At 69.8% G+C, this 22,811-nt stretch carries 29 protein-coding genes; 14 read left to right on the top strand and 15 right to left on the bottom strand.

Features of this window, described 5'->3' with window-relative positions:
* Positions 1 to 41 precede the first annotated feature (41 nt).
* Positions 42 to 776 carry a bifunctional 2-polyprenyl-6-hydroxyphenol methylase/3-demethylubiquinol 3-O-methyltransferase UbiG gene (gene ubiG, locus ACK4K7_RS01150; protein WP_431863299.1) on the top strand — a complete coding sequence of 245 codons (735 nt, stop codon included), beginning with the start codon at positions 42 to 44 and terminating at the stop codon, positions 774 to 776.
* A 72-nt stretch (positions 777 to 848) separates the two neighbouring features.
* On the opposite strand, the gene ACK4K7_RS01145 is transcribed toward ubiG, so the two are convergent.
* Positions 849 to 977 (bottom strand): entericidin A/B family lipoprotein, encoded by a 129-nt coding sequence (locus tag ACK4K7_RS01145; protein WP_431863298.1) that lies wholly within the window; start codon positions 975 to 977, stop codon positions 849 to 851.
* 353 nt (positions 978 to 1,330) lie between these two features.
* Between ACK4K7_RS01145 and ACK4K7_RS01140 the strand changes: the two genes are divergently transcribed.
* Positions 1,331 to 1,519: a hypothetical protein gene (locus ACK4K7_RS01140; RefSeq protein WP_431863297.1), complete on the top strand. Its 189-nt coding sequence runs from the start codon at positions 1,331 to 1,333 to the stop codon at positions 1,517 to 1,519.
* 12 nt (positions 1,520 to 1,531) lie between these two features.
* Here ACK4K7_RS01140 and ACK4K7_RS01135 read toward each other — a convergent pair whose 3' ends face one another.
* Together ACK4K7_RS01135 and ACK4K7_RS01130 are read right to left on the bottom strand one after the other, a co-directional pair.
* On the bottom strand, positions 1,532 to 3,112 hold the full coding sequence (locus tag ACK4K7_RS01135; RefSeq protein ID WP_431863296.1) for a sensor histidine kinase: 1,581 nt from the start codon (positions 3,110 to 3,112) through the stop codon (positions 1,532 to 1,534).
* A gap of 29 nt (positions 3,113 to 3,141) precedes the next feature.
* Positions 3,142 to 3,348 carry a NepR family anti-sigma factor gene (locus ACK4K7_RS01130; protein ID WP_431863295.1) on the bottom strand — a complete coding sequence of 69 codons (207 nt, stop codon included), beginning with the start codon at positions 3,346 to 3,348 and terminating at the stop codon, positions 3,142 to 3,144.
* A gap of 300 nt (positions 3,349 to 3,648) precedes the next feature.
* On the opposite strand from ACK4K7_RS01130, the gene ACK4K7_RS01125 reads away from it, so the two are divergent.
* From ACK4K7_RS01125 to ACK4K7_RS01105, 5 genes are all read left to right on the top strand, one after another.
* Positions 3,649 to 4,446 (top strand): response regulator, encoded by a 798-nt coding sequence (locus ACK4K7_RS01125; protein WP_431863293.1) that lies wholly within the window; start codon positions 3,649 to 3,651, stop codon positions 4,444 to 4,446.
* A gap of 72 nt (positions 4,447 to 4,518) precedes the next feature.
* The gene (locus tag ACK4K7_RS01120; protein WP_431863292.1) at positions 4,519 to 4,659 is read left to right on the top strand and encodes a hypothetical protein; all 141 of its coding nucleotides are present in this window, start codon (positions 4,519 to 4,521) and stop codon (positions 4,657 to 4,659) included.
* A gap of 94 nt (positions 4,660 to 4,753) precedes the next feature.
* Positions 4,754 to 5,416, top strand: coding sequence for a sigma-70 family RNA polymerase sigma factor (locus ACK4K7_RS01115; protein ID WP_431863291.1), 663 nt, complete (start codon positions 4,754 to 4,756; stop codon positions 5,414 to 5,416).
* Between the two features lie 130 nt (positions 5,417 to 5,546).
* Positions 5,547 to 6,275 (top strand): SIMPL domain-containing protein, encoded by a 729-nt coding sequence (locus tag ACK4K7_RS01110; RefSeq protein ID WP_431863290.1) that lies wholly within the window; start codon positions 5,547 to 5,549, stop codon positions 6,273 to 6,275.
* 53 nt (positions 6,276 to 6,328) lie between these two features.
* The gene (locus ACK4K7_RS01105; protein ID WP_431863289.1) at positions 6,329 to 8,095 is read left to right on the top strand and encodes a hypothetical protein; all 1,767 of its coding nucleotides are present in this window, start codon (positions 6,329 to 6,331) and stop codon (positions 8,093 to 8,095) included.
* 73 nt (positions 8,096 to 8,168) lie between these two features.
* Here the strand turns inward: ACK4K7_RS01105 and ACK4K7_RS01100 are convergent, their stop codons facing one another.
* From ACK4K7_RS01100 to ACK4K7_RS01090, 3 genes are all read right to left on the bottom strand, one after another.
* Positions 8,169 to 8,423 (bottom strand): GlsB/YeaQ/YmgE family stress response membrane protein, encoded by a 255-nt coding sequence (locus tag ACK4K7_RS01100; RefSeq protein WP_431863617.1) that lies wholly within the window; start codon positions 8,421 to 8,423, stop codon positions 8,169 to 8,171.
* A gap of 153 nt (positions 8,424 to 8,576) precedes the next feature.
* Positions 8,577 to 8,876 (bottom strand): DUF1153 domain-containing protein, encoded by a 300-nt coding sequence (locus ACK4K7_RS01095; RefSeq protein WP_431863288.1) that lies wholly within the window; start codon positions 8,874 to 8,876, stop codon positions 8,577 to 8,579.
* 96 nt (positions 8,877 to 8,972) lie between these two features.
* Positions 8,973 to 9,248 (bottom strand): hypothetical protein, encoded by a 276-nt coding sequence (locus ACK4K7_RS01090; protein WP_431863287.1) that lies wholly within the window; start codon positions 9,246 to 9,248, stop codon positions 8,973 to 8,975.
* Between the two features lie 92 nt (positions 9,249 to 9,340).
* Between ACK4K7_RS01090 and mnmA the strand changes: the two genes are divergently transcribed.
* Positions 9,341 to 10,456, top strand: a complete 1,116-nt coding sequence (mnmA, locus tag ACK4K7_RS01085; protein WP_431863286.1) for a tRNA 2-thiouridine(34) synthase MnmA — start codon at positions 9,341 to 9,343, stop codon at positions 10,454 to 10,456.
* Here the strand turns inward: mnmA and ACK4K7_RS01080 are convergent.
* Positions 10,375 to 11,694 (bottom strand): APC family permease, encoded by a 1,320-nt coding sequence (locus tag ACK4K7_RS01080; protein ID WP_431863285.1) that lies wholly within the window; start codon positions 11,692 to 11,694, stop codon positions 10,375 to 10,377. The two genes, mnmA and ACK4K7_RS01080, sit on opposite strands and share 82 nt — an antisense overlap.
* Positions 11,695 to 12,143: 449 nt before the next feature.
* Between ACK4K7_RS01080 and ACK4K7_RS01075 the strand changes: the two genes are divergently transcribed.
* Positions 12,144 to 12,332 (top strand): PspC domain-containing protein, encoded by a 189-nt coding sequence (locus ACK4K7_RS01075; protein ID WP_431863284.1) that lies wholly within the window; start codon positions 12,144 to 12,146, stop codon positions 12,330 to 12,332.
* Between the two features lie 188 nt (positions 12,333 to 12,520).
* Positions 12,521 to 12,946, top strand: coding sequence for an META domain-containing protein (locus ACK4K7_RS01070; RefSeq protein ID WP_431863283.1), 426 nt, complete (start codon positions 12,521 to 12,523; stop codon positions 12,944 to 12,946).
* Here the strand turns inward: ACK4K7_RS01070 and ACK4K7_RS01065 are convergent, their stop codons facing one another.
* Both ACK4K7_RS01065 and ACK4K7_RS01060 read right to left on the bottom strand, forming a co-directional pair.
* Positions 12,947 to 13,579 carry a YbhB/YbcL family Raf kinase inhibitor-like protein gene (locus ACK4K7_RS01065; protein ID WP_431863282.1) on the bottom strand — a complete coding sequence of 211 codons (633 nt, stop codon included), beginning with the start codon at positions 13,577 to 13,579 and terminating at the stop codon, positions 12,947 to 12,949.
* A gap of 55 nt (positions 13,580 to 13,634) precedes the next feature.
* Complete coding sequence (locus tag ACK4K7_RS01060) at positions 13,635 to 14,099, bottom strand: DUF2721 domain-containing protein (protein WP_431863281.1); 465 nt, start codon at positions 14,097 to 14,099, stop codon at positions 13,635 to 13,637.
* Between the two features lie 119 nt (positions 14,100 to 14,218).
* Between ACK4K7_RS01060 and der the strand changes: the two genes are divergently transcribed.
* A complete protein-coding gene (der, locus tag ACK4K7_RS01055) occupies positions 14,219 to 15,586 on the top strand; it encodes a ribosome biogenesis GTPase Der (protein WP_431863280.1) in 1,368 nt (455 codons plus the stop codon).
* A 55-nt stretch (positions 15,587 to 15,641) separates the two neighbouring features.
* The gene (locus ACK4K7_RS01050; RefSeq protein ID WP_431863279.1) at positions 15,642 to 16,055 is read left to right on the top strand and encodes an Hpt domain-containing protein; all 414 of its coding nucleotides are present in this window, start codon (positions 15,642 to 15,644) and stop codon (positions 16,053 to 16,055) included.
* 6 nt (positions 16,056 to 16,061) lie between these two features.
* On the opposite strand, the gene ACK4K7_RS01045 is transcribed toward ACK4K7_RS01050, so the two are convergent.
* A complete protein-coding gene (locus ACK4K7_RS01045; RefSeq protein WP_431863278.1) occupies positions 16,062 to 16,481 on the bottom strand; it encodes a hypothetical protein in 420 nt (139 codons plus the stop codon).
* Between the two features lie 82 nt (positions 16,482 to 16,563).
* Here ACK4K7_RS01045 and ACK4K7_RS01040 point away from each other — a divergent pair, with 82 nt between their 5' ends.
* Entirely contained in the window at positions 16,564 to 17,898 is a 1,335-nt protein-coding gene (locus ACK4K7_RS01040; protein WP_431863277.1) for a methyltransferase family protein, read from the top strand.
* Between the two features lie 3 nt (positions 17,899 to 17,901).
* Here ACK4K7_RS01040 and ACK4K7_RS01035 read toward each other — a convergent pair whose 3' ends face one another.
* Genes ACK4K7_RS01035 through ACK4K7_RS01020 form a run of 4 tightly spaced genes read right to left on the bottom strand, consistent with a single transcriptional unit; the run spans position 17,902 to position 21,603 of the window.
* Complete coding sequence (locus ACK4K7_RS01035) at positions 17,902 to 18,684, bottom strand: slipin family protein (protein WP_431863276.1); 783 nt, start codon at positions 18,682 to 18,684, stop codon at positions 17,902 to 17,904.
* Between the two features lie 11 nt (positions 18,685 to 18,695).
* Complete coding sequence (locus tag ACK4K7_RS01030) at positions 18,696 to 20,051, bottom strand: NfeD family protein (RefSeq protein ID WP_431863275.1); 1,356 nt, start codon at positions 20,049 to 20,051, stop codon at positions 18,696 to 18,698.
* Positions 20,052 to 20,076: 25 nt separating this feature from the next.
* Complete coding sequence (locus tag ACK4K7_RS01025) at positions 20,077 to 20,805, bottom strand: extensin family protein (RefSeq protein ID WP_431863274.1); 729 nt, start codon at positions 20,803 to 20,805, stop codon at positions 20,077 to 20,079.
* Positions 20,806 to 20,844: 39 nt separating this feature from the next.
* Positions 20,845 to 21,603 (bottom strand): NUDIX hydrolase, encoded by a 759-nt coding sequence (locus tag ACK4K7_RS01020; RefSeq protein ID WP_431863273.1) that lies wholly within the window; start codon positions 21,601 to 21,603, stop codon positions 20,845 to 20,847.
* A 122-nt stretch (positions 21,604 to 21,725) separates the two neighbouring features.
* Here ACK4K7_RS01020 and ACK4K7_RS01015 point away from each other — a divergent pair, with 122 nt between their 5' ends.
* Complete coding sequence (locus tag ACK4K7_RS01015) at positions 21,726 to 22,115, top strand: acyl-CoA thioesterase (protein ID WP_431863271.1); 390 nt, start codon at positions 21,726 to 21,728, stop codon at positions 22,113 to 22,115.
* A gap of 9 nt (positions 22,116 to 22,124) precedes the next feature.
* On the opposite strand, the gene ACK4K7_RS01010 is transcribed toward ACK4K7_RS01015, so the two are convergent.
* Positions 22,125 to 22,784, bottom strand: a complete 660-nt coding sequence (locus tag ACK4K7_RS01010) for an alpha/beta fold hydrolase (protein WP_431863270.1) — start codon at positions 22,782 to 22,784, stop codon at positions 22,125 to 22,127.
* Between the last annotated feature and the right edge of the window lie 27 nt (positions 22,785 to 22,811).

Genomic DNA, 22,811 nt, shown 5'->3' with positions numbered 1-22,811 from the left:
TTGGAGTGGGATTGAAGGCGCCGCACTGATAGGAGCGGCCCATGGCACATGCAAGCGACCCGACCACGATCGATCCGCGGGAAGCCGCGCATTTCGGCCGGCTGGCGGCCGACTGGTGGGACCCCAAGGGCTCTTCGGCGATGCTCCACCGGCTGAACCCGGTGCGGCTCGGCTATATCCGCGCGCAGCTCGACCGCCACTGGGGTCTCGACGAGACCAGCCGCCGCCCGCTCGAGGGGCGCAAGGCGGCCGATGTCGGCTGCGGCGCCGGCCTGCTGGCGGAACCGCTCGCCCGGCTCGGTGCCGGGGTGACCGCCGTCGACGCCGCGCCCGAGAATATCGAGGCGGCACGCATCCACGCCGCGGGTCAGGGACTGGAGATCGACTATCGCGTGGGCGGGGTCGAGGCGCTCGCCGGGCCCTACGATCTCGTCTGCTCGCTGGAGGTGATCGAACATGTCGCCGATCCCGCCGCCTTCGTGCGGGGCCTCGCCCGCAACCTGGACGAGGACGGGCTCCTCATCCTGTCGACGCCCAACCGCACCACTCTGTCGCGGCTGCTGATGATCGTGATTGGCGAAGGCACGGGCCAGATCCCGCGCGGCACGCACGACTGGGAGAAGTTCCTGACGCCGGAGGAGCTGTGCGCGCTGCTGCGCGAGGCGGGGCTGGAGGTGGTCGACACGACCGGCCTCGGCTTCTCCGTCACCCGCGGCTTCGCGCTCACCGACGACAAGTCGCTCGATTATTTCGTCACCGCCCGCCGCGCCCGCTGAAGGGCCGCGCGACGAAAAACGGCGCCGCTCCCGGGAAGGAGCGGCGCCGCCGTTCGTCCGATTAAGGTCGGATCAGCAGGTGCGGCCCTGGACGCAGTCCGGCACCGACTGGATGTCCTGACCCACGCCGCGCAGGGTGTTGCAGCCGGCAAGGGCCACGCTGCCCATGATCGTCATCGTCACAAGAAGCTTACGTACCATCGTCTCTCTCCTGAAGGCGGCGGAGCCGCACGTCGCGCATGGAAAACCCGCCGACGTTCGAGCTTGTTCCGCAGCGGCAACGCTGGCGTCGCGATCAGGACTGAAGAGAAGGAAGGCCCCGGGAAAGAGTTGAGCCCGGAGGCGCTACCGGGGGGGGGGGGGAGGTTAGCGCGTCCGGGCTCATTTTCTGGATAGCGAGAGCGGGGGGGCAAAAGGTCACTATCCGAAGTGCTGAACGACGAAGGGGAGCGCGGGTTCCATCCGATCCCCGAAAAAATTGATGGCCGCGCATTTTTTTTGGCAACCGGCGATGCGGGCGCCGGGTTGATCCTCCAACCTAGCGAGGAGCCTATATGTCGAAGCCGCCTAAAACCCCGCCCCATTCGGATCTCGACGGGGTGCATGAGGACGAACGCCGCAACACCGACGTCGCGACGGAGATCGGCCAGGACACAAGCGACCTCGCCCGCGCCCAGAAGGAAAGCATCGCCCGGCCGGAATATCGGGACGAGGAGGACAATCTCGAGGATCCGGCGCCCTGAAGCGGCTTCGCCTCAGCGCTCCGCCTTGTCGACGACGCCGATCACCACCGAATAGCGGCCGGTCTGCGTGTCCCGCTCCAGCGTGGAGCGCAGCTGGCGGGCGAGGCCGGTGATGATCCGGTCGAACCGTTCCATCAGCCGCTCGTCGCAGGAAGGTTCGCCGGCGAGCGCATCGGTCTCGACCGAGAGGCGGGCGCTCGCCGTGTCGGCGCCGGTCAGCGACACCGACACCAGGCTTGCCCCGCACAGCATGCTGAATTCGACGATCTCGGTCACCAGGAAGGCGACCGAGACCGCCACGTCCTGGTTCGCATAATATGGCTCAACGTCGAGCCGGATCTGCATGTGGGCGGCGGAGGCCGGAGCGGTGGCGCGCAAGTTTGCGGCGAGTTCGGAAATGAGCGGCTTCAGCGCCACGCCGCGATTTTCCTCCAGCTCGGCATAATGGTTGCGGTGGACGACGGCGAGCGCGTCGACCCGGCGCTGGATCGAGGCATAGGCCGCGGCCACGTCCTCGCTGGTGGCGCCGCGCGAATGGAGGTTGAGCAGGGAGGCGACCACCTGAAGGTTGTTCTTCACCCGGTGGTGCACCTCGCGCACCAGCCGCGTTTGCCGCTCCACCGCGGCTTCGAGCTCGGCCTCGTGCTGGGCGACGGTCCGGGTGACACGGTCGAACGCCTGGCCCAGTTCGCCGATCTCCCGCGCCGGCGAGCGCAAGGTGGGGAGATCGAGCGCGCGGTCGCCGGGCTCATAGTTCGAGATCACCTTCTGCATGCGCACCAGCGGGCGCAGCAGCAGCCGGTCGACGATCAGCCAGCCGATCACGGCGGCCGCGACCCACATCATCACCGGCAGCAGGATCATCAGCAGCTCGGCCGGCGTGATCGGCAGCGAGGCGGCGCGGATGTCGAGAGCAAGGCGGCCGCTGGCGATCGGCTGCTCGATCCGGATTTCGCGGGTGAAGGGGCCGCCGCGATAATTCTCGCGCAGCAGCATTGACCGATCCCCCTGGGCGAGCCTCAGATCGTGCGCGCCCGCAATTTCCGGCGGCGCGACCAGCGCCAGCAGCGCGTCGCGGCCGAATTCGCCGACGCCGTCCACCTCACCATCCTCGCCGAACAGGGTGAAGCGCAGCACCTGCTGCTCGGTGTCGAGTTCGATGTCGGAACGGGCGCCGTTCGGGCTGGACAGTTGCGCGGGTGGGGCGAAGCCCGGCGTGGCGCAACGGAATTGCCGGCCCTCGGCGTAAAGGGCGTAGCGGGCGGGCGAGGGCTGGATGCGGGAGAGACGCTGCAGCATCCGTTCGCATGTGCCGCTTCCGGGCGGCGTATCCGACAGCGCGTCGCTGGCGGCGCGGATGGTGATCGAGCTTCGCGCCAGCGCGGAGGTCAGCCGCTGCGCGCTCACCATCAGCAGCGCCTGGGTCTCGACCTCGCCGCGGGAGCGGTTGTCGCGCGCGCTGTCGACGGAGGCGAGAATCGCGACGATGCCGAGCGGCAGAAGGCCGAGGCTGAGGATGATCAGCATCTTCAGCCCGGTCGAGAGCCGCGCGAAGCGGGCGGCCATGGAGCCTTTGTGTTCGTCCTGATCCACGCCGTCCCGAACGTCCTGCGGCGGGACTTTTATCCGAGCTTGCCCAGCAAATCGAGCATTTCCGGCGGAATGTCCTCGTTCAGCGTCTCGTCATAGGCCTGGCGAAGGGCGTTGCCGAGTTCCGGAGCCGCGCCGCGCTTTCGGCGCGTGCCGCCGGCTTCACCGTTCCCGCCATCGTCCGCCGCATCCTCGGACTTGCGCCGGGTCTCTCCATCCTTGTCGATGCTGAAGGTCAAAATTCTTACCCCATCGCGGCCACGCCGCGCCCGCTGCCGTTATAACAAAATAGCCTGCCGCCCCGATCCTCGCCGGTGGCGCGAACCGGGCAGACCCCAACTGTCCGCAGGCGAAATAAAATGCCTGCGCGGCCATGGAAACAAAAAACTGCGCTGATGGTTCCATACCCCGCGTGAGGAGCGGGACGGGCCACTTCTTCTGCACGCCGGGTCCCCCCGGCGCGGCATCCCGCAGGGGTTGCATTGCGCCGGAGGGCCACCCACACAGGCCTGTAAGAACATGAAGGAGTCGTAACGAACATGTCGCTTGGCAAGGAACTCGCGCCGCATCTCCCCTTCCTCCGCCGCTATGCGCGGGCGCTGACCGGAAGCCAGGCGCATGGCGACGCCTTCGTGCGGGCGACGCTCGAGGCGATCGTCGCGGCCCCCGACGATTTCCCCCGCGACGTCGAGGCGCGGCTCGGCCTCTACCGCACCTTCCACGCCATCTGGTCGTCGGCCAATATCGAAGAGGATCCGGGCCATTCCGGCGTCGGCGCCGATCCGGAGGGCATCGCCCAGGCCCGCCTCGCCCGCATCACGCCGCTGTCGCGCCAGGCGCTGCTGCTGACCGCGATGGAAGGCTTCACGCCCGAAGATGCCGGCTATCTGATCGGCGCCTCGCCCGACGAGGTCGAGTCGCTGGTGTCCGAAGCGCTCGCCGAAATCGAGCGGCAGACCCGCGCCGAAGTGCTGATCATCGAGGACGAGCCGATCATCGCGATGGACATCGAGACGATCGTCCGCGACCTCGGCCACACGGTGACGGGCGTCGCCGTGACGCGCGACGAAGCCGTGCAGCAGGCGATGGCCCGTCGTCCGGGCCTGGTGCTGGCCGACATCCAACTCGCCGACGACAGTTCGGGCATCGACGCGGTGAAGGACATATTGTCCGAATTCCAGGTGCCGGTGATCTTCATCACGGCCTTCCCGGAACGGCTGCTGACCGGCGAGCGTCCGGAGCCGACCTTCCTCATCACCAAGCCCTTCCAGCGCTCCACCGTGAAGGCGGCGATCGCGCAGGCTCTGTTCTTCGACAGCGCGACGGTGCCGGCCTGATCCGCCGGAACATGCGCGCCGAGCGCGCGTTGCCTGCCTGTAACGAATGGAACCCGAGGACGAGCTCACCTTATGAACGACGGCCCCGATCATATCTCCAAGACCGAGGCGCGGCAGGGCACCACGCCCCACATGACGCGCTACATTCTCGTCTGGGGGCTTGGCCTGACGATCATCATTTTCTTGATCCTGTTGTTCGTCTGGATGTGGTGATCGTCCTGGACGGCAAAGAGAAGGGGCGCCTTCGGGCGCCGCGACCTGTATGAGTGAAGCGCTGGGATTCGGCGGACAGAGCGGGGAAAGCTTGATGGCGGGCGCGAAGCCGGCGGACACGGACGAGGAAGAAAGCGGCGCGGCGGCAAGTCTGGAGCCGACGCCGCTTCCCGACAACGAGTTCAAGGACCAGTTGGCGCAGGTCATTCCACACCTGCGCGCCTTCGGCCGCTCGCTGTCGGGCAGCCGGGACCTCGCCGACGACCTCGTCCAGGAGACGTTGCTCAAGGCGTGGGCGGCGCGCAAGCGCTTCCAGGCCGGCACCAACATGCGCGCCTGGACCTTCATCATCTTGCGCAACCTGTTCCTCAGCCAGATGCGCCGCGCGCGCTTCAAGGGCGAATGGGACGAGATCACGGCGTCCAAGCTGCTCGCCGCTCCGGCGAGCCAGGACCGGCACGTCGAGCTCGGCGACATGCAGCGCGCGCTGCTGCATTTGCCGCAGCCGCAACGCGAGGCGCTGATCCTGGTCGGCGCCGGCGGCTTCGCTTATGAGGAAGCGGCCGAAATCTGCGGCTGCGCGGTCGGCACGATCAAGAGCCGGGTGGCGCGCGGCCGGGTCGCGCTCGAGAATCTCCTGGCGGAAGGCAAGCTGCCCTCGCGCCGCGAGCATGAGACCGATCCCGACAAGTCGGCGCTGCAGACGATCATGAGCGAAGTGGACGAGCTGAGCCGGGACCGCGACCCGCAGGATTGAGCGGTCCGCGCTTCAGGATCAGCAACTCTGCCGCCCGACCCGCGTTTCACTCCCGATCCGTTTCGGGTCCGTTCAGCCTCGCGCGATCATGTGCGGAGCTGAACAACCCACAGTACCGGGAGTATCGTCCATGCTTCGTCACCTGATCCTCGCTTCCGCCGCCGCGCTCGCTTTGTCCGCGGCGCCGTCCGCCGCCCAGCAGGTGGCCGCCGCCGGGTCCGAATCGGTGCGCGGCACCCGGCTCGACGTGGTCGCCACCGGCGAGGTGCGCCGCGCGCCCGACATCGTCTTCATCAATGCCGGCGTCACCACCCAGGCGCCGACCGCGACCGCCGCCATCCAGGAAAATGCCCGGCAGATGGAGCAGATCCGCCAGGCGCTGCGCCGCGCCGGCGTCGCCGATCGCGACATCCAGACCAGCTCCATCAACCTCCATCCCGAATGGCGGCACACCCGCGACGGCGCCGCCCCCGAATTCGGCGGCTACCGCGCCAACAACCAGGTGCGCGTCCGCTTCCGCGACGTGGCGCGGGCCGGCCGGATCCTCGACACGCTCGTCCAGGCCGGCGCCAACAATGTCGACGGTCCGATGCTCGCGATCGAACGGCCGGAGCCGGCGCTCGACGAAGCGCGGATCGCGGCGATCCGGATCGCCCGCGAGCGCGCCGATCTCTACGCCCGCTCGCTCGGCATGCGGGTGCGGCGGATCGTCTCCGTCTCCGAAGGCGGGCATTTCGCGCCGCAGCCGATGATGCGCGAGATGGCGATCACGGTGACCGGCGGCGATGCCGGCACGCAGATCATGCCGGGCGAGCAGACCCTGGCCGTGACGCTCACCGTCAGCTTCGAGCTCGAATAAGGCTTGCGCGTCTCCCGCCCGCCGCGTCAATCTGGCGCGGCAGGGGAGATGCGATGCCCACACCGCCTTCAGCGCTGAACCCGCCCGGCCCGCGCGCGCGGCGCCTGCTCTCCGCGGCCTGGCTGTCGCTGCTCGCACTGGTGCTGGTCGGACAGGCCGGCACGCTCCACATGGCGGCGCGCGAGGGGGCGGAGGTGATCCCCGCCTTCGCGGCGCTCGGCCTCGACGCCTTCGCCGACGACGAAGGGCGCGGCTTCACGGTGGCGCCGGCGCTTGCCGCGGCCGAAGCGGCGGGCGTGGCGAAGGGCGCCCGGCTCCTTGCCGTCGACGGCGCGCCGCTCGCGCCCGACGCCTCTCATTTCGACGTTGCGCCTCTGCTTCGAGGCGCGGACGGCGGCGAGGTCCGGCTGACGCTGCAGCCGCCGGACGGCGCGGCGCGCGAGGTGACCCTGGTCCGGTCGGCGGCGGCGGCGGACGAGATGGACGTGCCGGGCCGCCAGACGACCCTCTACGGCCTCCACGCCGCGTTCGCCCTGCTCGCCCTGATCTACCTCGCCGCCGCCGTGCTGCTGCGCCGCCGCCGCTTCGGCGAGCCGGTCTCAATCCTCCTGTCCTTCGCCTTCCTCGGCGCGGCGGCCTCGGTGCTGGGGCCCTACGCCTTCTGGACGTGGGTCGGGCTGGAGCTGTTCGGCAATGTGCTGATCGCCTTCTGGGTGGTTCCGCTGGTGATCGCGCTTCCGGCCTTTCCGGACGGGCGGTTCGATCCGGCCTGGGGCCGCTGGCTGCTGGTGCTGGCGCCGCTCGCCGCGCTGCTGGAAGTGGCGGCGGTGTTCCCGACCGAGCTCACCGATCTCGTCATCGCCGGCTTGTTGGTGGCGGGTCTCGCGGCGCTCGTCATCCGCTATCGCCGCACGCCGCGCGGGCCGGAGCGGCAGCAGATGAAATGGGCGGCCGGCGGCCTGGTCGTCGGCATCGCGATGCTCGCCGCCGCCGTGCCGCTGATCGTGGCCGCGCAGTGGCTGGGGGAGGAGACGCTGGCCGGTGTGCTCGTCATGGCGCTGGTCCTGCTGCTGGCCATCGCCGGCCTGTTCACCGTGCCGGCGGGCATCCTGCTGTCGCTGATGCGCTATCGCCTCAACGATGCGGACGCGCTGATCGGCCGATCGGCCGGCTATGCGGCGGTGACGATGATCGTCGGCGTCGTCTGGGCGGTGACGATGGGCTGGGCCAACCGGCTGATCGACGCGACTTTGGGCGGCGGCCCGGCGCTGACCACGGCGGTCAGCACGATCGCCGCCGGCCTCGTCTTCCTGCCCGCGAAGGACCGGGTGCTCGGCTGGACCGAGCGGCGCTTCCAGCCGGCCTTGGTGCGGCTCCGCGCCCTGCCGGCGCGGCTCGCCCAATGGCAGCATGGCGACGACCCTTGCGAAGTCGGCGCGGCGGCGCTGGCCGAGATCGTCGAGGGGATCGGCGCGTCGAGCGCGGCGCTGATCGGCACCGAAGGGGCGGCGCCGCAAATCTATGCGCTGCACGGCGCGGCGGCGGAGGATGCCGAGGCCCCCGGGAGCGCCTTTCCGCTGCGCGTGCCGCTGGAGGATTCCGGCGGCGCGGTCGCGATGCTGCTGGTGGGGCCGCGCACCGACGGCGCGTCCTACAGCCGGGACGAGCGGACGGCGATCGCTTTGATCGCGGAGCCGCTGGCGCAGGCGCTGCGCGCCACCGCGCGCCGCTCCCGCACCGCCGTCGCGCTGACCGCGACCCTGGTCGCGCTCGACGAACGGATCAGCCGCCTCGAGGGGCTGCGCGGCGCTTCCGCCTAAGTCTCAGGTCAGGGAACGAGCGGCAAGGGCAGGGAGCGAGGGGCCGCCGCTCCCGCGGCCCCTCGTCCAATGATCAGCGGACGGAGCCGCGACGGAACAGATTGACGATGGCGAGCAGGATGATCGCGCCGAGCAGCGAGACGATGAAGCTCGTCAGGTTGATGCCTTCGTTGATCGACCCCCCGGTGATCAGCATGCCGCCGATGAAGGCGCCGACGATGCCGACGACGATGTTGAGCAGGATGCCCTGCTGCGCGTCGGTGCGCATGATGATGCTGGCCAGCCAGCCGATGATGCCGCCGATGATCAACCAGATGATGATACCGATCATGTCCAAGTCCTCCTGTTTCGCAGCGCCGCCCCAACCGGATGGTTACAGCGGCGATCCGATTAAAGACGCGCGGCGCGCGGTCTTGTTCCTGGGCTGGAGCCGCCCAGGCGAGGACAGGTTCTACATCATTCCGGAGGCGTAGCGAAGCGATCAGTAACGCTGCTGCCGTTCGTAGAGCGACTTGTAGTGCTGGATGCGGGTGACGCGCAGGCCCGGCATTCCCGACCGGTCGACCGCGCGTTGCCAGCCGGCGAACTCCTCGAGGGTGAGGCCGTAGCGCTCGCAGGCTTCGTCGACGCTCAAGAGACCGCCGTTCACCGCCGAGACGACCTCCGCCTTGCGACGCACCACCCAGCGGGTCGTGGTCGGCGACGGAAGGCTCTGCAGGGTCAGCGGCTCGCCGAGCGGGCCGATCACCTGAGCGGGACGAATCTTCTGGTTCTCGATCATTCCTACCTCGAAGAAGCCCGGGCGGGGCAAACGTAACTGGCTGATCCGCTTCTAGGCCGCGAGCATTGAAAGAAGGCTAAAATGCGAAGGTAAATTTTACGGTGACTTCGGTTTACCGGCCGTGTCCGCGCGGGCGGACGGGTGGAAGCAGCCTTGCTGGGCCTGCGCCGCCTCGCGCCAGCCGGGGCCGGCGAGCAGCAGCTCGACGATCGGCGCGCCCGGCTCCGGCGGTCGGTTGCGCCTAGCGGCGCGGGCGGTCGGGCTGGCGGCCTGGCGGGCGCCGAGCGCCGCCATCAGCACGTCATGCTCGACCTCGGCGGGACGGTGGCGACCCAGCATTTGCTCGGCGCGCAGATGAAAGCCCATGTCCATGGCCGCCGAGTCTTAGGGCAACAGGGTGAATCGAGGGTAAAAGACTGCAAAGACTGGGCGCGGCGGGCACGAAGCCCTATGTAGCGCCCGCTATGCACGCCGATTTCCAGCTCGACCGGCCGCTCGAAGGGGCGCGGATCGTCGTCGCCATGTCCGGCGGCGTCGACAGCTCGGTCGTGGCCGCGCTCGCCGCGCGGTCGGGCGCCGAGACGATCGGGGTGACGCTCCAGCTCTACGATCACGGCGCGGCGGTGGAACGCTCGCGGACCTGCTGCGCCGGCCAGGACATCTATGATGCCAAGCAGGTCGCCGACCGGCTGGGCATCGCCCATTATGTGTTCGACTATGAAAGCCGGTTCCGGGATTCGGTGATCGACCGCTTCGCCGACGAATATATGAAGGGCCGCACCCCCATCCCCTGCATCAGCTGCAACCAGGGGGTGAAGTTCACCGATCTGCTCGGCCTCGCGCGCGATCTCGGCGCGGACTGCCTCGCGACCGGCCATTATGTCCGCCGCGTCGCCGGGGCGAACGGGCCGGAGCTGCACCGCGCCGCCGATCCGGCGCGCGACCAGTCCTATTTCCTGTTCGCGACCACCCGCGACCAGCTCGATTTCCTGCGCTTCCCGCTCGGCGGCTTGCCCAAGGCGGCGGTTCGCGACATCGCCCGCGAGCTGGCGCTCGAGGTCGCGGCCAAGCCCGACAGCCAGGACATCTGCTTCGTGCCCGGCGGCGACTATGCCGCGGTGGTGAAGAAGGTGCGGCCCGAGGCGGGGGCGGAGGGCGAGATCGTCGATCTGGAAGGCCGGGTGCTCGGCCGCCATCCCGGCCTCGTCCATTATACGGTCGGCCAGCGGCGCGGCCTCGACATCGGCGGCCAGCCCGAACCGCTTTATGTGGTCCGGATCGAGCCGGAGGCGCGCCGCGTCGTCGTCGGGCCGAAGCGGGCGCTCGCCGTCCGCGCCGCGCATCTGTCGGGCGTGAACTGGCTGGGCGAGGACCAGCGTGAAGGCCTGAGCGTCAAGGTGCGCTCCATGGCGCGTCCCGCCCCGGCGCGTTTCGACGGCGGGACGATCAGCTTCGAACAGCCGGAATTTGGAGTCGCGCCCGGCCAGGCGGCGGTGCTCTATGACGGCGACCGCGTGCTTGGCGGCGGCTGGATCGAAGAGACGGTGCCGGCCGAGGCCGCCCTCCTCGCCACCGCATAGAGCAGCAGCCCGAGCACCAGCAGCCCGGCGAGCATCGCCCAGCTGTCGAAGCGGGACTGGAAGGCGGCCCACAGGCACACCGCGATTCCCGCGAACATCAGCAAGGCCCCGCCCGCGCCCGTCCGCCCGCCGGCCGCGCGCTCCGCGGCGGGAAGGGCGGCGATGCTCGCCGAATAGACGATGAGACGCGCGAGCGTGCTCACCACCGCCAGCCAGACGAAGCTGCCGGTGAGGGCGAGCAGGATGCCGAGCGCCCCCATGAACAGGATCGATCGCGACGGCGTGTGCCAGCGCGTGCTCACCCGGCCGAACCAGGCGGGAAGCAGCCCCTGCCGGGCCAGCGCGAAGGTGATGCGCGGCGTCGAGGTCATCGATCCCATCAGATTGCCGGCGATCGACGACAGCGCCGCCGCCACCAGCAGCAGCCCGCCGATCGGTCCCCACATCGCCTCGGCGAAGGCGACGAGCGGCGCATCGGGCTGCGCGCCGTCCGGCATGGCGGCGGCATAGCCGAGCTGCACCAGGAAATAGAGCAGGGCCGTGAGGCACACGGTGGTGAGGAGCGCGCGCGGAATGTTGCGGCGCGGATTGGCGGTCTCGCCCGCCGGAACGACCGAATTCTCGAAGCCGATGAAGGCGTAGAGGATGACGAGCGCGGCCGCCTCGAATGCGCCGAGCGGCGGCGGCGGGCCGGGCGGCGGCACGCCTTCGGCCGAGACGGCGAGGCCCCACAAAGCGAGCGCGACGAGCGGCGTGGCCTTGAGCAGGGTGAGCGCGTCGAGCGCCCGGATCGCGCGCTTGACGCCGACCAGGTTCACCCAGGTGATGAGGCCGATCAACGCCACGATCAGGAAGGCGCGGCCGGCCGGGGTGCCGAGCGGCGCCCACAAGGTCGCCGCATAGGTCGCGAACACATTGGCGTTGGCGGCGAGCGCGGTGGTGCGCGCCACATAATAGATCCAGCCGACCTGGAAGGAAGCGAGCGGCCCGAAGGCGGCGGCATAGGCGACCGGCCCGCCCGATCCCTGATGCTGCGCCGCCAGCCGCGCGAACGGCAAGGCGACGAGCAGGATGAGCAGGCCGAAGATCGGAAACAGCCACGGGCTGAAATCGCCGAACTGCAGATGGAGCGTGGCGGGAAGGGCGAAGATGCCGGCGCCGACGATGCCGTTGAACGACAGGAAGGCCGATCCGACGAAACCGATGTCGCGGCGCAGGGCAGGCGGGTCGTTGCTCATGCGACCGCCGCCGCGGACGGGCGCGCGCTCTGTGCGGAATCGGACAGACTGGTCATCGCCTTCTACTCTGCCGCCGCCGCGGCCCGGGAGCCACTAAAATCGTTCGGTGGCGAAAAGTGCGAATGCTTGGCGTTCACCGCGAACTATCAGCGCGACGAAAGCGCGGCTTCAGCGCGGCGCAAAGAGAAAATCCGGAGTTTCCCGCCATTTTCGCATTTGGCACGCTCCCTGCAATCTTCCCGACATCCCGGCCGGGCGGTCCGATCGGGGGGTTTCAGGGAGAATGACAATGACCATCACCAACATCCAGCAGTTCGCGCTTTCCATCGTCGGAGCGCTCGTCGCCTCCAGCCTGTTCATCTCCGCGGCGGTCGGCCCGGTCGTTCCGATCATCTGATCGCAGGCGACCGGCCCCGCCGGGGCACATCGTTCAAGACAAGGAAGTTGAAATGACCCGCACGTTCCACCTCGACAAGGACAATGCCAAGCTGATGGGCGTCTGCGCCGGGATCGCCCGCTCCGCCGATCTCGATCCGCTCGCGGTTCGCCTGATCGCGGTCGCGCTGACCCTGTTCCTGCTGGGGCCGGTGGGCGTCCTCTTCTACTTCCTGATCGGCTGGCTCGCGAACGAAAGCTGAGCCCGCCCGACAAGGAGCCAGGCATGGCCACCGCAACAGGCAAGGGCGGCCGCCCGACGATCGGGCCGGCCGCCCTTCCATTTTTGTAAATCCGTCATACGCCACGATTTTCCGGGAACCGGGCGCCCGTGCCGGCGCTTCATCGACAGGCGGTCGCCCGGCCGCTTTGGAGGGAGTTTCCGATCGTTATGCGCAGCCTCGTCCCCGCTTTGTCCGCTGTCCTGCTGCTGTCGGCCTGCGCCGGCTGGGGCGGGGGCACCGCCGGGCAGGCCGATGCGCGCGGCATCGAATGGATCGCCACCGACATTGCCGGCCGCGCGCCGGTCGGCGACCGGCCGATCACCCTTCGCCTGCAGCGGGGCCGGGACCTCGCCGGCGGGGAGGCGGGCTGCAACGTCTGGCACGCCGGCTACCGCGTCGGCCGCGGCACCCTGTCGTTCAGCGAGATCGGCAGCACCCGCCGATTCTGCCCCGAGCCCTTGCTCGGCCAGGAGAACGCCTTCCTGGGCCTGCTGGCCGAAGTCGACCGCTATACCGTCTGGGCGGACGGCACGCTGACCCTGGCGACGCCGACCGGCAGGACGGTGAGCTTCCGCCGCGCCGCCGCGCCCTGATCAGCGCGCCAGCTTCGCCCGCGCCACCGCCGCGGCCGGCCCGACCATCGCCGGCTGGCCGCGCGAATAGGTGCCGGTGAGCAGCCCCGCCGCGAGCACGTTGCCGCGGATCGCCTTGATCATCGCCGCCCGGCCCGGAGTTTCGCCGCCCATCGCCGCGGCCGACAAAGCGAACAGCTGGAAGACGTAGCGATGCTCGCCATGGCCGGTCGGCGGATCGGGCGGCAGCCAGCCTTCGCGCAGGAAGCTGTTGCGGCCGACATCGGTGCCGTCGGCGTCGCCGTCGCCGTCCGGCCGGATCGCGCCTTCGCCCAGGCCGCCATTTTCGGCCGGAAGACCCCAGACCAGGGCATGGACCAGCGGCTGCGGCAGCGGCGCGTCGGCATCCTCGACGATCAGGGCGAGCGCCGCCGCCTCGGGCGGGACGTTGCCCCAGATGAGCGGCGGCGACACGCCCTCGCCGTCGGCGGTGAAGCGGATCGGGATGGCGGCGCCGTCGGCGAAGGCGGGGCTGCCGAGCCGCAGAGCGGGCGTCCCGGCGGCGAGGCCGGCCTGCGCCACGGTGAGCTTGCCCGCGCCGGCGCGCACGCCCTTCAGCGCCCTGCCCAGCCATTCGGGAACATGTTCGAGCATCGACTCGCGCCTCCTCAGTCCGGTGAACCGGAAATGCCGCTGAAGGCGCCCGCCGTCATCGCGCGCGTCCCCGCGGTATGAACGAACGATGGAGCCGCAGCGAGCGCATCGCCAGCGTGATTTCGACGAGAAACAGCAAGAGGCCGAGCACCAGCAGCAGCATCGCCGCGATGAACAGCCAGGCGACCGGCCGCCCGAAGGCGAAATTGGTGAGATCCGCGACGAACAGGGTGGCGACCACCAAGCAGACGAACAGGGCGCTCGCCGTGCAGCAGCTGATCGCGAGATGGACCGTCGTCATCCGCCGGTCGATCAGCCGCAGCTCGGCCTGGGCGCGGCCGCGCTCCTCCAGATCCTCCGCCTCCAGCCCCTGCTCCAGCACCCGCGAGCGGTCGACCACCCGCGCCAGCCGCTGGGCCATGACGTTCAGGATGGCGCCGATCCCGGCCAGCAGGAAGACGGGCGCGAGCGCGAGCTGGATGAGGTGCGCGATCGCAGTGACCGGTACGGCGGGGTCCATGGACCACATCTATGCCCGTCGCGCGCGGCGTCAACGGCGGACGGGCGGCGGGCGGCGGGCGGCGTGCGGCGGGCAGCCCGCCCTTGACCCTCCCGCCCCGAACCGGCAGGGCGAGCGCCATGCCGAAGCTGCCCACCGTCGCGATCGTCGGCCGTCCCAATGTCGGCAAGTCCACCCTGTTCAACCGGCTGGTCGGCAGGAAGCTGGCGCTGGTCGACGACCGGCCCGGCGTCACCCGCGACCGCCGCGAGGGCGAGGCGACCCTGCTCGGCCTGGAATTCCGGGTGATCGACACGGCCGGCTATGAGGACGAGGATCCGGAGACGCTGCCGGGGCGGATGCGCGCCCAGACGACGGCGGCGGTGCAGGAGGCGGACGTCGCCTTGTTCCTGATCGACGCGCGCGCCGGCCTCACCCCGCTCGACGAGGAGATCGGCCGCTGGCTGCGGTCCGAAACCACCCCCGTCATTCTCGCCGCCAACAAGGCCGAAGGGCGCGCGGGCGAGGCCGGCATCCTCGAAGCCTGGTCGCTGGGCCTGGGCGAGCCGGTGCCGATCAGCGCCGAACATGGCGAGGGCGTGGTCGACCTGTTCGAGCATCTCCAGCCCTTCGTCGAAAAGGACGAGGAGGCCGCCGCCGACGGCGACGACGAAGAAGGCGAGAAGGTGCTGAAGCTCGCCATCGTCGGCCGCCCCAATGCCGGCAAGTCGACGCTGATCAACCGCATCCTGGAGCAGGAGCGGCTGATCACCGGTCCCGAAGCCGGCATCACCCGCGATTCGATCGCGATCGACTGGGAATGGCGCGCCCCGGATGGAACGACGCGGCCGGTGCGGCTGATCGACACGGCCGGCATGCGCAAGAAGGCGCGCGTCCAGGACAAGCTCGAGAAGCTGTCCGTCGCCGATGCGCGCCGCGCGGTCGATTTCGCGGAAGTGGTGGTGCTGCTGCTCGACGCGACGCTCGGGCTCGAGGCGCAGGACCTGAAGATCGCCGACCATGTGCTGCAGGAAGGCCGGGCGCTGATCGTCGCGATCAACAAATGGGACGTCGCGGAAAATCCGAGCGGCCTGTTCCAGGGCATACGCGGGGCGCTCGACGAGGGGCTGGCCCAGGCGCGGGGCCTGCCGCTGCTCGCCGTGTCGGCCGCGACCGGCAAGGGTGTGGACCAGCTGCTCGCCGCCGCCTTCGACATCCGCGACATCTGGTCGCGCCGGGTGACCACCGGCGAGCTCAACCGCTGGTTCGAGGAAGCGGTCGAGCGCAATCCGCCGCCCGCCCCCGGCGGCAAGCGAATCAAGCTGCGCTACATCACCCAGGTCGGGACCCGGCCGCCCAGCTTCGTCATCTTCGGAACCCGCACCGACCAGCTCCCGGAAAGCTACAAGCGCTATCTGGTGAACGGCCTCCGCCGCGAACTCGGCTTCGGCGCGGTTCCGGTGCGGCTCCACACCCGCGCCCCGAAGAACCCCTTCGACCGCTCGTAACCGGGCATTTACCCGCGCCTGCTTAGAGAGGCGTTCAATCTGTTCGGAGCCGGATGTGGACGACAAGCGTACCGATATCGTCAACTGGACGAAGTTCGCCGCCGCGCGCGCGCAGCTTGGCGCCAACTTCATTCGTATCCTCGGCTATTTTCGCGAGGACGGCGACAAGGCGGTCGCGCGAATCGAGGCGGCGATGCAGGGCCGCGATGCCGCCGCTTTGGTGCTTCCCGCCCATACGCTGAAGAGCGAGGCGCGCCAGTTCGGCGCCGACCGGCTGGGCGACGTCGCCGAGGAGATCGAGATGTCAGCCCGCCGCGCGGTCGAGGCGCGTCTGTTCCCCGACCAGATCCTGCCGCAAGTGGCAGAGCTGCGCGCGCTCTACGAAGAGACCGCCACCGCCTTCGACGCGGAGAGCAACCCGCTCGCCGTCCGCCGCCAGCCCGCGCAGCAGCTGTTCGGGCGCCGCTGAGGCGCGTCAGCCGGCGGCGCCGTCCGCCGGTTGCTCCATTCGCTCATAAGCTTCGTCGAGGCGGCATTCGGGAAGGCCGAGCTGCGCGGCTTCGGCGCAGTTGCGGACCTGGAGGTCGCCGGTCGCGGCGATGAACACCTGCCATTCGCGATTGTCCTCGCAGCGCGCGACCCACATCGGCATGTTCAGATGGTCTTCCTGGTAGGCGCCCTTGTCGACCCGGCGGCAGCGCATGCCGTTGTCGCGAATCGCGCGCATCAGCGCCAGGTTGCGCATCGGTTCGCTGAGCGCGAGCAGCCCGTCATGATGTTCGTTCTCCACGCGGATGCTGGTGACGTTGCGCGGCTCGCCGCCGCCGCCGCCGTCGCCACAGGCGGCGAGCAGCAGCGCCGGAAGGACGGCGAGGATCAGGGGGGCCTTGGTCATGTTCGTCTCTCCTCCTCGGCGGCACGGGGCGCCGGCATCGGCATTCACCGGTTCCTTACCACTTTGGTTTAGCTTCGCACCCATGAACGCCGAAGTCAGGATCGCGCCCGATCTGCGCCACGACCCGCGCCCCCGCTCCGCCGTGAGCGCCGGCGTCGGCTTTGCCGGACTGTCCGGGCTCGTCGCCTGGCTGGTCTTCTGCCGCTCGGTCGGCCTTGCCGATCCGCTCGCCGCGATGGGCGGCCTGCTCGCCTGCGGGCTGCCGATGGTCGCCTGGTCGCTGCTCGTCGACAAGGTGCACCGCAATCCCACCACCGGCATCGACTGGTCGGCCCCGCCGCGGCCGATCGCCGACATCCTCGACATCAGCCTTTCCAAGATCGTCGGCCTGTGGGCGGTGTGGGGCATCATCGGATGCCTCTATTGCATCGCCCGCTGGTATTGGGACGGCCAATATCTGTTCGCGATGCAGGCGCTGGGCCTCGCCGCCATCCCGATGCTGGTCCTGTCGGTGCCCTATGTCATTTGGCTGGACCGCCGGCTGCGCGAACCGCGCGACGGCGCCTGGCAGTTCGGCCAGCTGCTGATCGGCCGCGCGGTCGAGGTGGACCGGGAGGTGCTGTTCGACTTCTTCCGCTGCTGGACGATCAAGGCCTTCTTCCTCGCCTTCATGATTTCGATCGTACCGGGCAACTTCGCGGCCGCGGTCCTGCCCGAAGCGGCGTGGATCGCGGAGCACCCGATCAATCTCGCGCGCTGGCTGATCGGCGTCATGTTCATGCTGGACGTGACCTTCGCCACCGTCGGCTATGTGCTGACGATGAAGCCGCTCGACGCGCATATCCGCTCCGCCAATCCTTATGCGGCGGGCTGGGCGGCGGCGCTGATCTGCTATCCGCCCTTCATCCTGATGGGCGCGGGCGGGCCGCTCAACTACAGCTACGGCACCTATGGCGAGGAAGGCTGGATCCACTGGCTGGGGTCCTCGCCGCTGGTGATGACCCTGGTCGGCTTCTGGCTGGTCTTCCTGGCCGGCATCTACGCCTGGGCGACGATCGTCTTCGGCATCCGCTTCTCGAACCTCACCCATCGCGGCATCCTCACCCACGGGCCTTATGCCTGGACCAAGCATCCCGCCTATGTGTCGAAGAACATCTTCTGGTGGTTCGCCTTCATGCCGTTCCTCGTCACCACCGGCAATCCGGTCGACATGATCCGCAACACCGCCACGCTCGCGCTGGTGAGCGGCGTCTATTACTGGCGCGCCAAGACGGAGGAGAAGCACCTCTCCGCCGACCCGGCCTATCGCGAATATGCCGAATGGATGGACCGCAACGGCCCGATCCCGCGCCTCGTCAACCGGCTGAAGCCGCGCTGGATGCGCCCCGCGCCGCCGGCGCCGCTGCCCGCCGAATAGGCCTCATTCGGCGCCGCTCTTGCCCTTCAGCGACGTGGCGCGGAGGAATTCGCCAAGCTCGCTCGGGAAGGGGAAGACGATCGTGTTGCTGCGCTCGTTGGCGATGACGTTCAGCGTCGACAAATAGCGCAGCTGCATCGCCTCGGGCGCCTGGCCCAGGATGCGGGCCGCCTCGAGCAGCTTCTGCGCCGCCTGCTCCTCGCCTTCGGCGTTGATGATCTTGGCGCGCCGCTCGCGCTCGGCCTCGGCCTGGCGGGCGATGGCGCGGACCATCGATTCGCCGATGTCGACGTGCTTGATCTCGACATTGGCGACCTTGACGCCCCAGGCGTCGGTCTGGCTGTCGAGGATTTCCTGGATGTCGACGTTCAATTTGTCCCGCTCCGCCAGCATCTCGTCGAGCTCGTGCTTGCCGAGCACGGAGCGCAGGGTGGTCTGCGACAGCTCGCTCACCGCCTGCACGTAATTCTCCACCTGGATGGTGGCGTGCTCGGGATTGATCACGCGGAAATAGATGACCGCGCTCACCCGCACGGAGACGTTGTCGCGGCTGATCACGTCCTGGGTCGGCACGTCGAGCACCTGGGTGCGCAGGTCGGTGCGCACCATCTGCTGGACATAGGGGACGAGGAGAATGAGGCCCGGACCCTTGACGCCGCTGAACCGGCCGAGCGTGAACACCACCGCCCGCTCATATTCGCGCAGCACCTTCACCGCCGCGGTCAGGAAGATGATCGCGAGGACGATCAGCGGGATGTAGAAGCCGAAATTTCCAAGCAATTCCATTCGATCCTCCTTCAGGCGGCGGCGGGTTCCGGATGGAGCGGTTCCACCCGGAGCACGAGACCGTCGATGCCGGAGACGCGCACGGGCGCGCCCTTCGCCAGGGGACCAACGCCGACCGCGCGCCAGCGTTCACTCAAAACGAAGACATGCCCTTTGCCGTCGGCCCAGTCGAGCACATAGCCGGCGGCGCCGATCAGCTGCTCCTCCCCGCTCACCACCTTGCGCTTGCGCGAGGCGAGGGCGAGACGGGCGATCAGCACCGTCGCGCCGGCGCTGAACAGGGCGACGCCGGCGATCGCCGCCCAGTCCACCTGGAATTGCGGGATGTCGGTGTCGATCAGGATCGCCGCGCCGAGCACGAAGGCGATGATCCCGCCGATGCCGAGGATGCCGAAGCTGGGACTGAAGGCCTCCCCCGCCATCAGCGCGATGCCGAGCAGGATGAGGCCGATGCCCGCCGCGTTCACCGGCAGAGCGGCGAGCGCGTAGAAGCCGAGCAGCAAGGCGATCGCCCCGATCGTGCCCGGATAGAGCGCGCCCGGGTTCATGAATTCGAAGAACAGGCCGTAGACGCCGATCATCATCAGGATGAGCGCGATGTTGGGATTGGTGATCGCCGCGAGCAGGCGGTTGCGCCAATTGGGGCTGTGCTCGACGAGGGCGAGGCCCGCGGTCGCCAGCCGCCGCTCGGCGCTGGCCGCGGTGACGGTGCGGCCGTCGAGCTGGGCGAGGAGATCGTTCATGTCGGCCGCGACGATGTCGATCACGTTGGCGCCGAGCGCGGCCGTGGCGGTCAGGCTCTCCGCGTCGCGGACGGCGCTTTCCGCCCAGTCGGCGTTGCGGCCGCGCATTTCGGCGAGGGAGCGGATGAAGGCGACGGCATCGCTCACCGCCTTGGCGTCGCTGGCGCTGCCTTGCCGGGTCTGCTGGGCGTTGCCGCCTTCGTCCCCGCCGCCGCCACCGCCGCCGCCCAGCTGGACCGGCGTCGCCGCCCCGACATTGGTGCCCGGCGTCATCGCGGCGACGTGGCTCGCGATCAGGATGAAGGCGCCGGCGCTGGTCGCGCGGCCGCCAGACGGGTGGACATAGGTGACGACCGGCACCGGCGAGCGCAAAATGTCGCGGATGATGTCGCGCATCGAGCTTTCGAGGCCGCCGGGCGTGTCCATCACGAGGATGGCGAGCTGCGCCCCCTCCGCCTCGGCGCGGGCGAGACCCTTCTGGACGTAATCGTGCGTCGCGGGCCCGATCGCGCCGTCGACGCGCAGCACCAGGCCGGCGGGCTGCGCCGGCGCCTGGGCGGCGCTCTGGCTCCACATGAGGACGAGGCCCAGCATCAGGGCGGCAAGACCGGCGATCGCGCGCATGGAGCCTCCTACCACAACTTCCCCCTCACCGGCAGGCCCGCCAACCCATCGCGCCGCGCTCGGCCTGATCAAAATGGAAATGGTCGCGATGCGCCTCGTTGTAATCGGGCGACAGGACGGTCGAGAACAGGCGGCAGGCGCCGTCGCGCACGTCGCGCAGGAAGGCGGCGCGCGGGCCGTCGCGCTCCCAGTCGCGCAGCACGCCGATCCGCGTCCCGTCCTCCAGCCGGAAGCCGGCGATGTCGACCGCGTTGGCGGTCGCATGTTCGCTGAACGCGCCTTCGGAGCGGCCGTAGAGCCGGCGGCAGGAATAGCTTCCGAAATGATCGATCGCGGCGACGCGGCTTCCGAAATGTTCGAGCGCGGCGGGCTGGACGACGTGCCATTCCCACAGCGCAAGCCCGGCCGCGACCGGGCAGCTGACGCCGAGATCGCCCGGGCGCCAGAGGATGCGCTGCGCGCCGCCGCCCGCGAACCGCACGGCATCGTCATAGCCGCAGCTCGGCCCGCCGGAGCGCGGCGGCAGCGCGGTGAAGGCGACGCCCGCATCCTCGAGCAGCCGGCGGCAGGTGCCGAACTCGCCGCGCAGCGCGGTGAGCTTGCGCCCGGTGAACGCCCCGACCGGCTGCGACAGATCGAGCGCGGTCCAGGGCATGTCCTGCGGGTGGTTGCGGGCATAGCCATAGAGCAGCAGCGCCGCGAGGCCGAGCACGGCCAGCAGGATCAGGGTCTTGATCAGGGAGAGGATGCGCATCGCGGAAACGGACGTGCGGCGCCGCGCCCCGGTTCCGCCTCAGGCGCGGATCGCGCTGTCGAGCGGCTCGGCGGTCACCGGATAGCCGATCCCTTCCGGGATGCAGACCCAGGGGCGTCCGCCGCGCTCCTCAACCCAGGGCGTGATCGTCTCGACCGGGTGGCGGGCCGCGTCGGCGCGCGCCTCCTCGATCGAGCCGAAGCGGGCGAGCCGCTCGAGATTGCGACGGGTGGGGAAGATGGCATGGGCGCGGCCGGCGTCCAGCTCGGCCAGCACGTCGCCCGCGCTTGCCCAGAAGGCGCGCACCGCCTCGGCCTCGTCGGCGACGGCGCGCGGATCGCCCTCCGGCGCCTCGGCCAGGTAGAAGAGCGTGTCGAACCGGCGGGGATGCTTGAAGGCCGGACACCAGCGGGTGAACGGCGTCAGCGCCGCCAGGTCGAGGGCGAAGCCGTGACCGGCCAGCAGCGCCGCGAAGTCGCCGCCGCCGGCGAGATCCTGCCTGAGCGCCGCCGCGGCCGCGCGGCCGGGGGAGGGAGTGAGGGCGGGCGCGATGCCGGTCTCCTCGATCGTCTCGCGTATCGCCGCGATGCGGGCGGCACCGTCCTCCAGATGCGGCGCGAGCGCGGCGGCGGCGGCGATGTCGGCGGGATCGATCCGCCCGCCCGGAAACACCAGCGCGCCCGCCGCGAAGGCCATGGTCCCGGCCCGCTCCATCATCAGCAATTCGGGCGGCCCGCTTGCCAGCCGGCGCATCAGCACCAGGGTCGCGGCGGGAATCGGCTCCGGGAGTTCGGACATGAGGCCCTGCTAGGCCCTCCGCCGAGGCCCTGCAACGCCGGGAGCGCCGCCACCCCGCTCCCTCAGGGCGGGTTTCGGTTCTGCCTCTCCCCTTCCTGGGCAAGTTGTGCTTGGAAGGGCGGATGTTCGAGATGCGGATCACGGCCACGGCGGCCGACATCGACGAGTTGGGGCATGTCAACAATGCGGTGTGGGTGCGCTGGATTCAGGATGTCGCGACGGCGCATTGGGCCGCGGCCGCGGCCCCGGAGCATCAGGCGGCCTATTTCTGGGTCGTGATCCGGCACGAGATCGACTATCTGCGCGCCGTCCTGCCGGGCGAGACGGTGACGGCGCGCAGCTGGATCCCCGATCCGCCGCGCGGCGCCAAGTTCGACCGGCACATCGAATTCGTCGGCGCCGACGGCAAGCCGCGCGTCCGGTCGATCACCACCTGGGCGATGATCGACCGCGCCAGCGGCCGGCCGATGCGGGTGACGCCCGAAATCGCGGCGCCCTTCCTGTCCTCCTGATGACGACGCCTATGCGGCGGAGTGGAAGCTCCGTATCGCCGCGACGATCTGCGGATAGGCCTTGCCGCTGACGCCGAAGCCCATGTGGGTGCAATCGACCTCCAGCTCCGCGTCGCGCTCCTCCGCCTTGCCGCGCGCCCCGTCGACCGAGACGATGCCGTCGCGGCGCGACCAGATCGCCAGCGTCGGCACCGGAGGTTTCTGCGCGGGATCGCGATCGATCGGGGGGTGGTTGACGTGGTGGCCGGCGACCCATTCGTAGAGCCGCCAGACATTGTTGTTGCGCCGCCGGTCGCCGGAAAAGGGCGAGCCCAGGGTCACCACCCTCTCGACCAGCTCCGGCCGCTCCTGCGCGACCACGCGGGCGTAGAGGCCGCCGAGGCTCCAGCCGACCAGGATCACCTTCTCGCCCGCGCCGAACCGCGCGATCTGATCGGCGATGGCATCGACGGTGCGCTCGGTGACCCTCCGGTTGAGGCCGAGACCCCAGCCGCTGACCCGAAACCCGCCCTCGGCCAGCGCCCGCTGCAGCCCCAGGGTGGTGCGGTCGGTGGCGAGGAAACCGGGGATCACCATCAGTTTGGGCCCGTCCGACGGCCCCCGTTCGCCGAGCCGTCCGAACCCGCGATAGACGCGCGCGGCGAGCGCCCCCGCCTCCTTGAGCCGCATCCAGGCCGGCGGCGCCCGGTCGTCGGG

This window comes from Allosphingosinicella sp., assembly GCF_046295735.1.
Classification (GTDB): domain Bacteria; phylum Pseudomonadota; class Alphaproteobacteria; order Sphingomonadales; family Sphingomonadaceae; genus Allosphingosinicella.
This window is presented reverse-complemented; position numbering and strand designations above follow the sequence as displayed.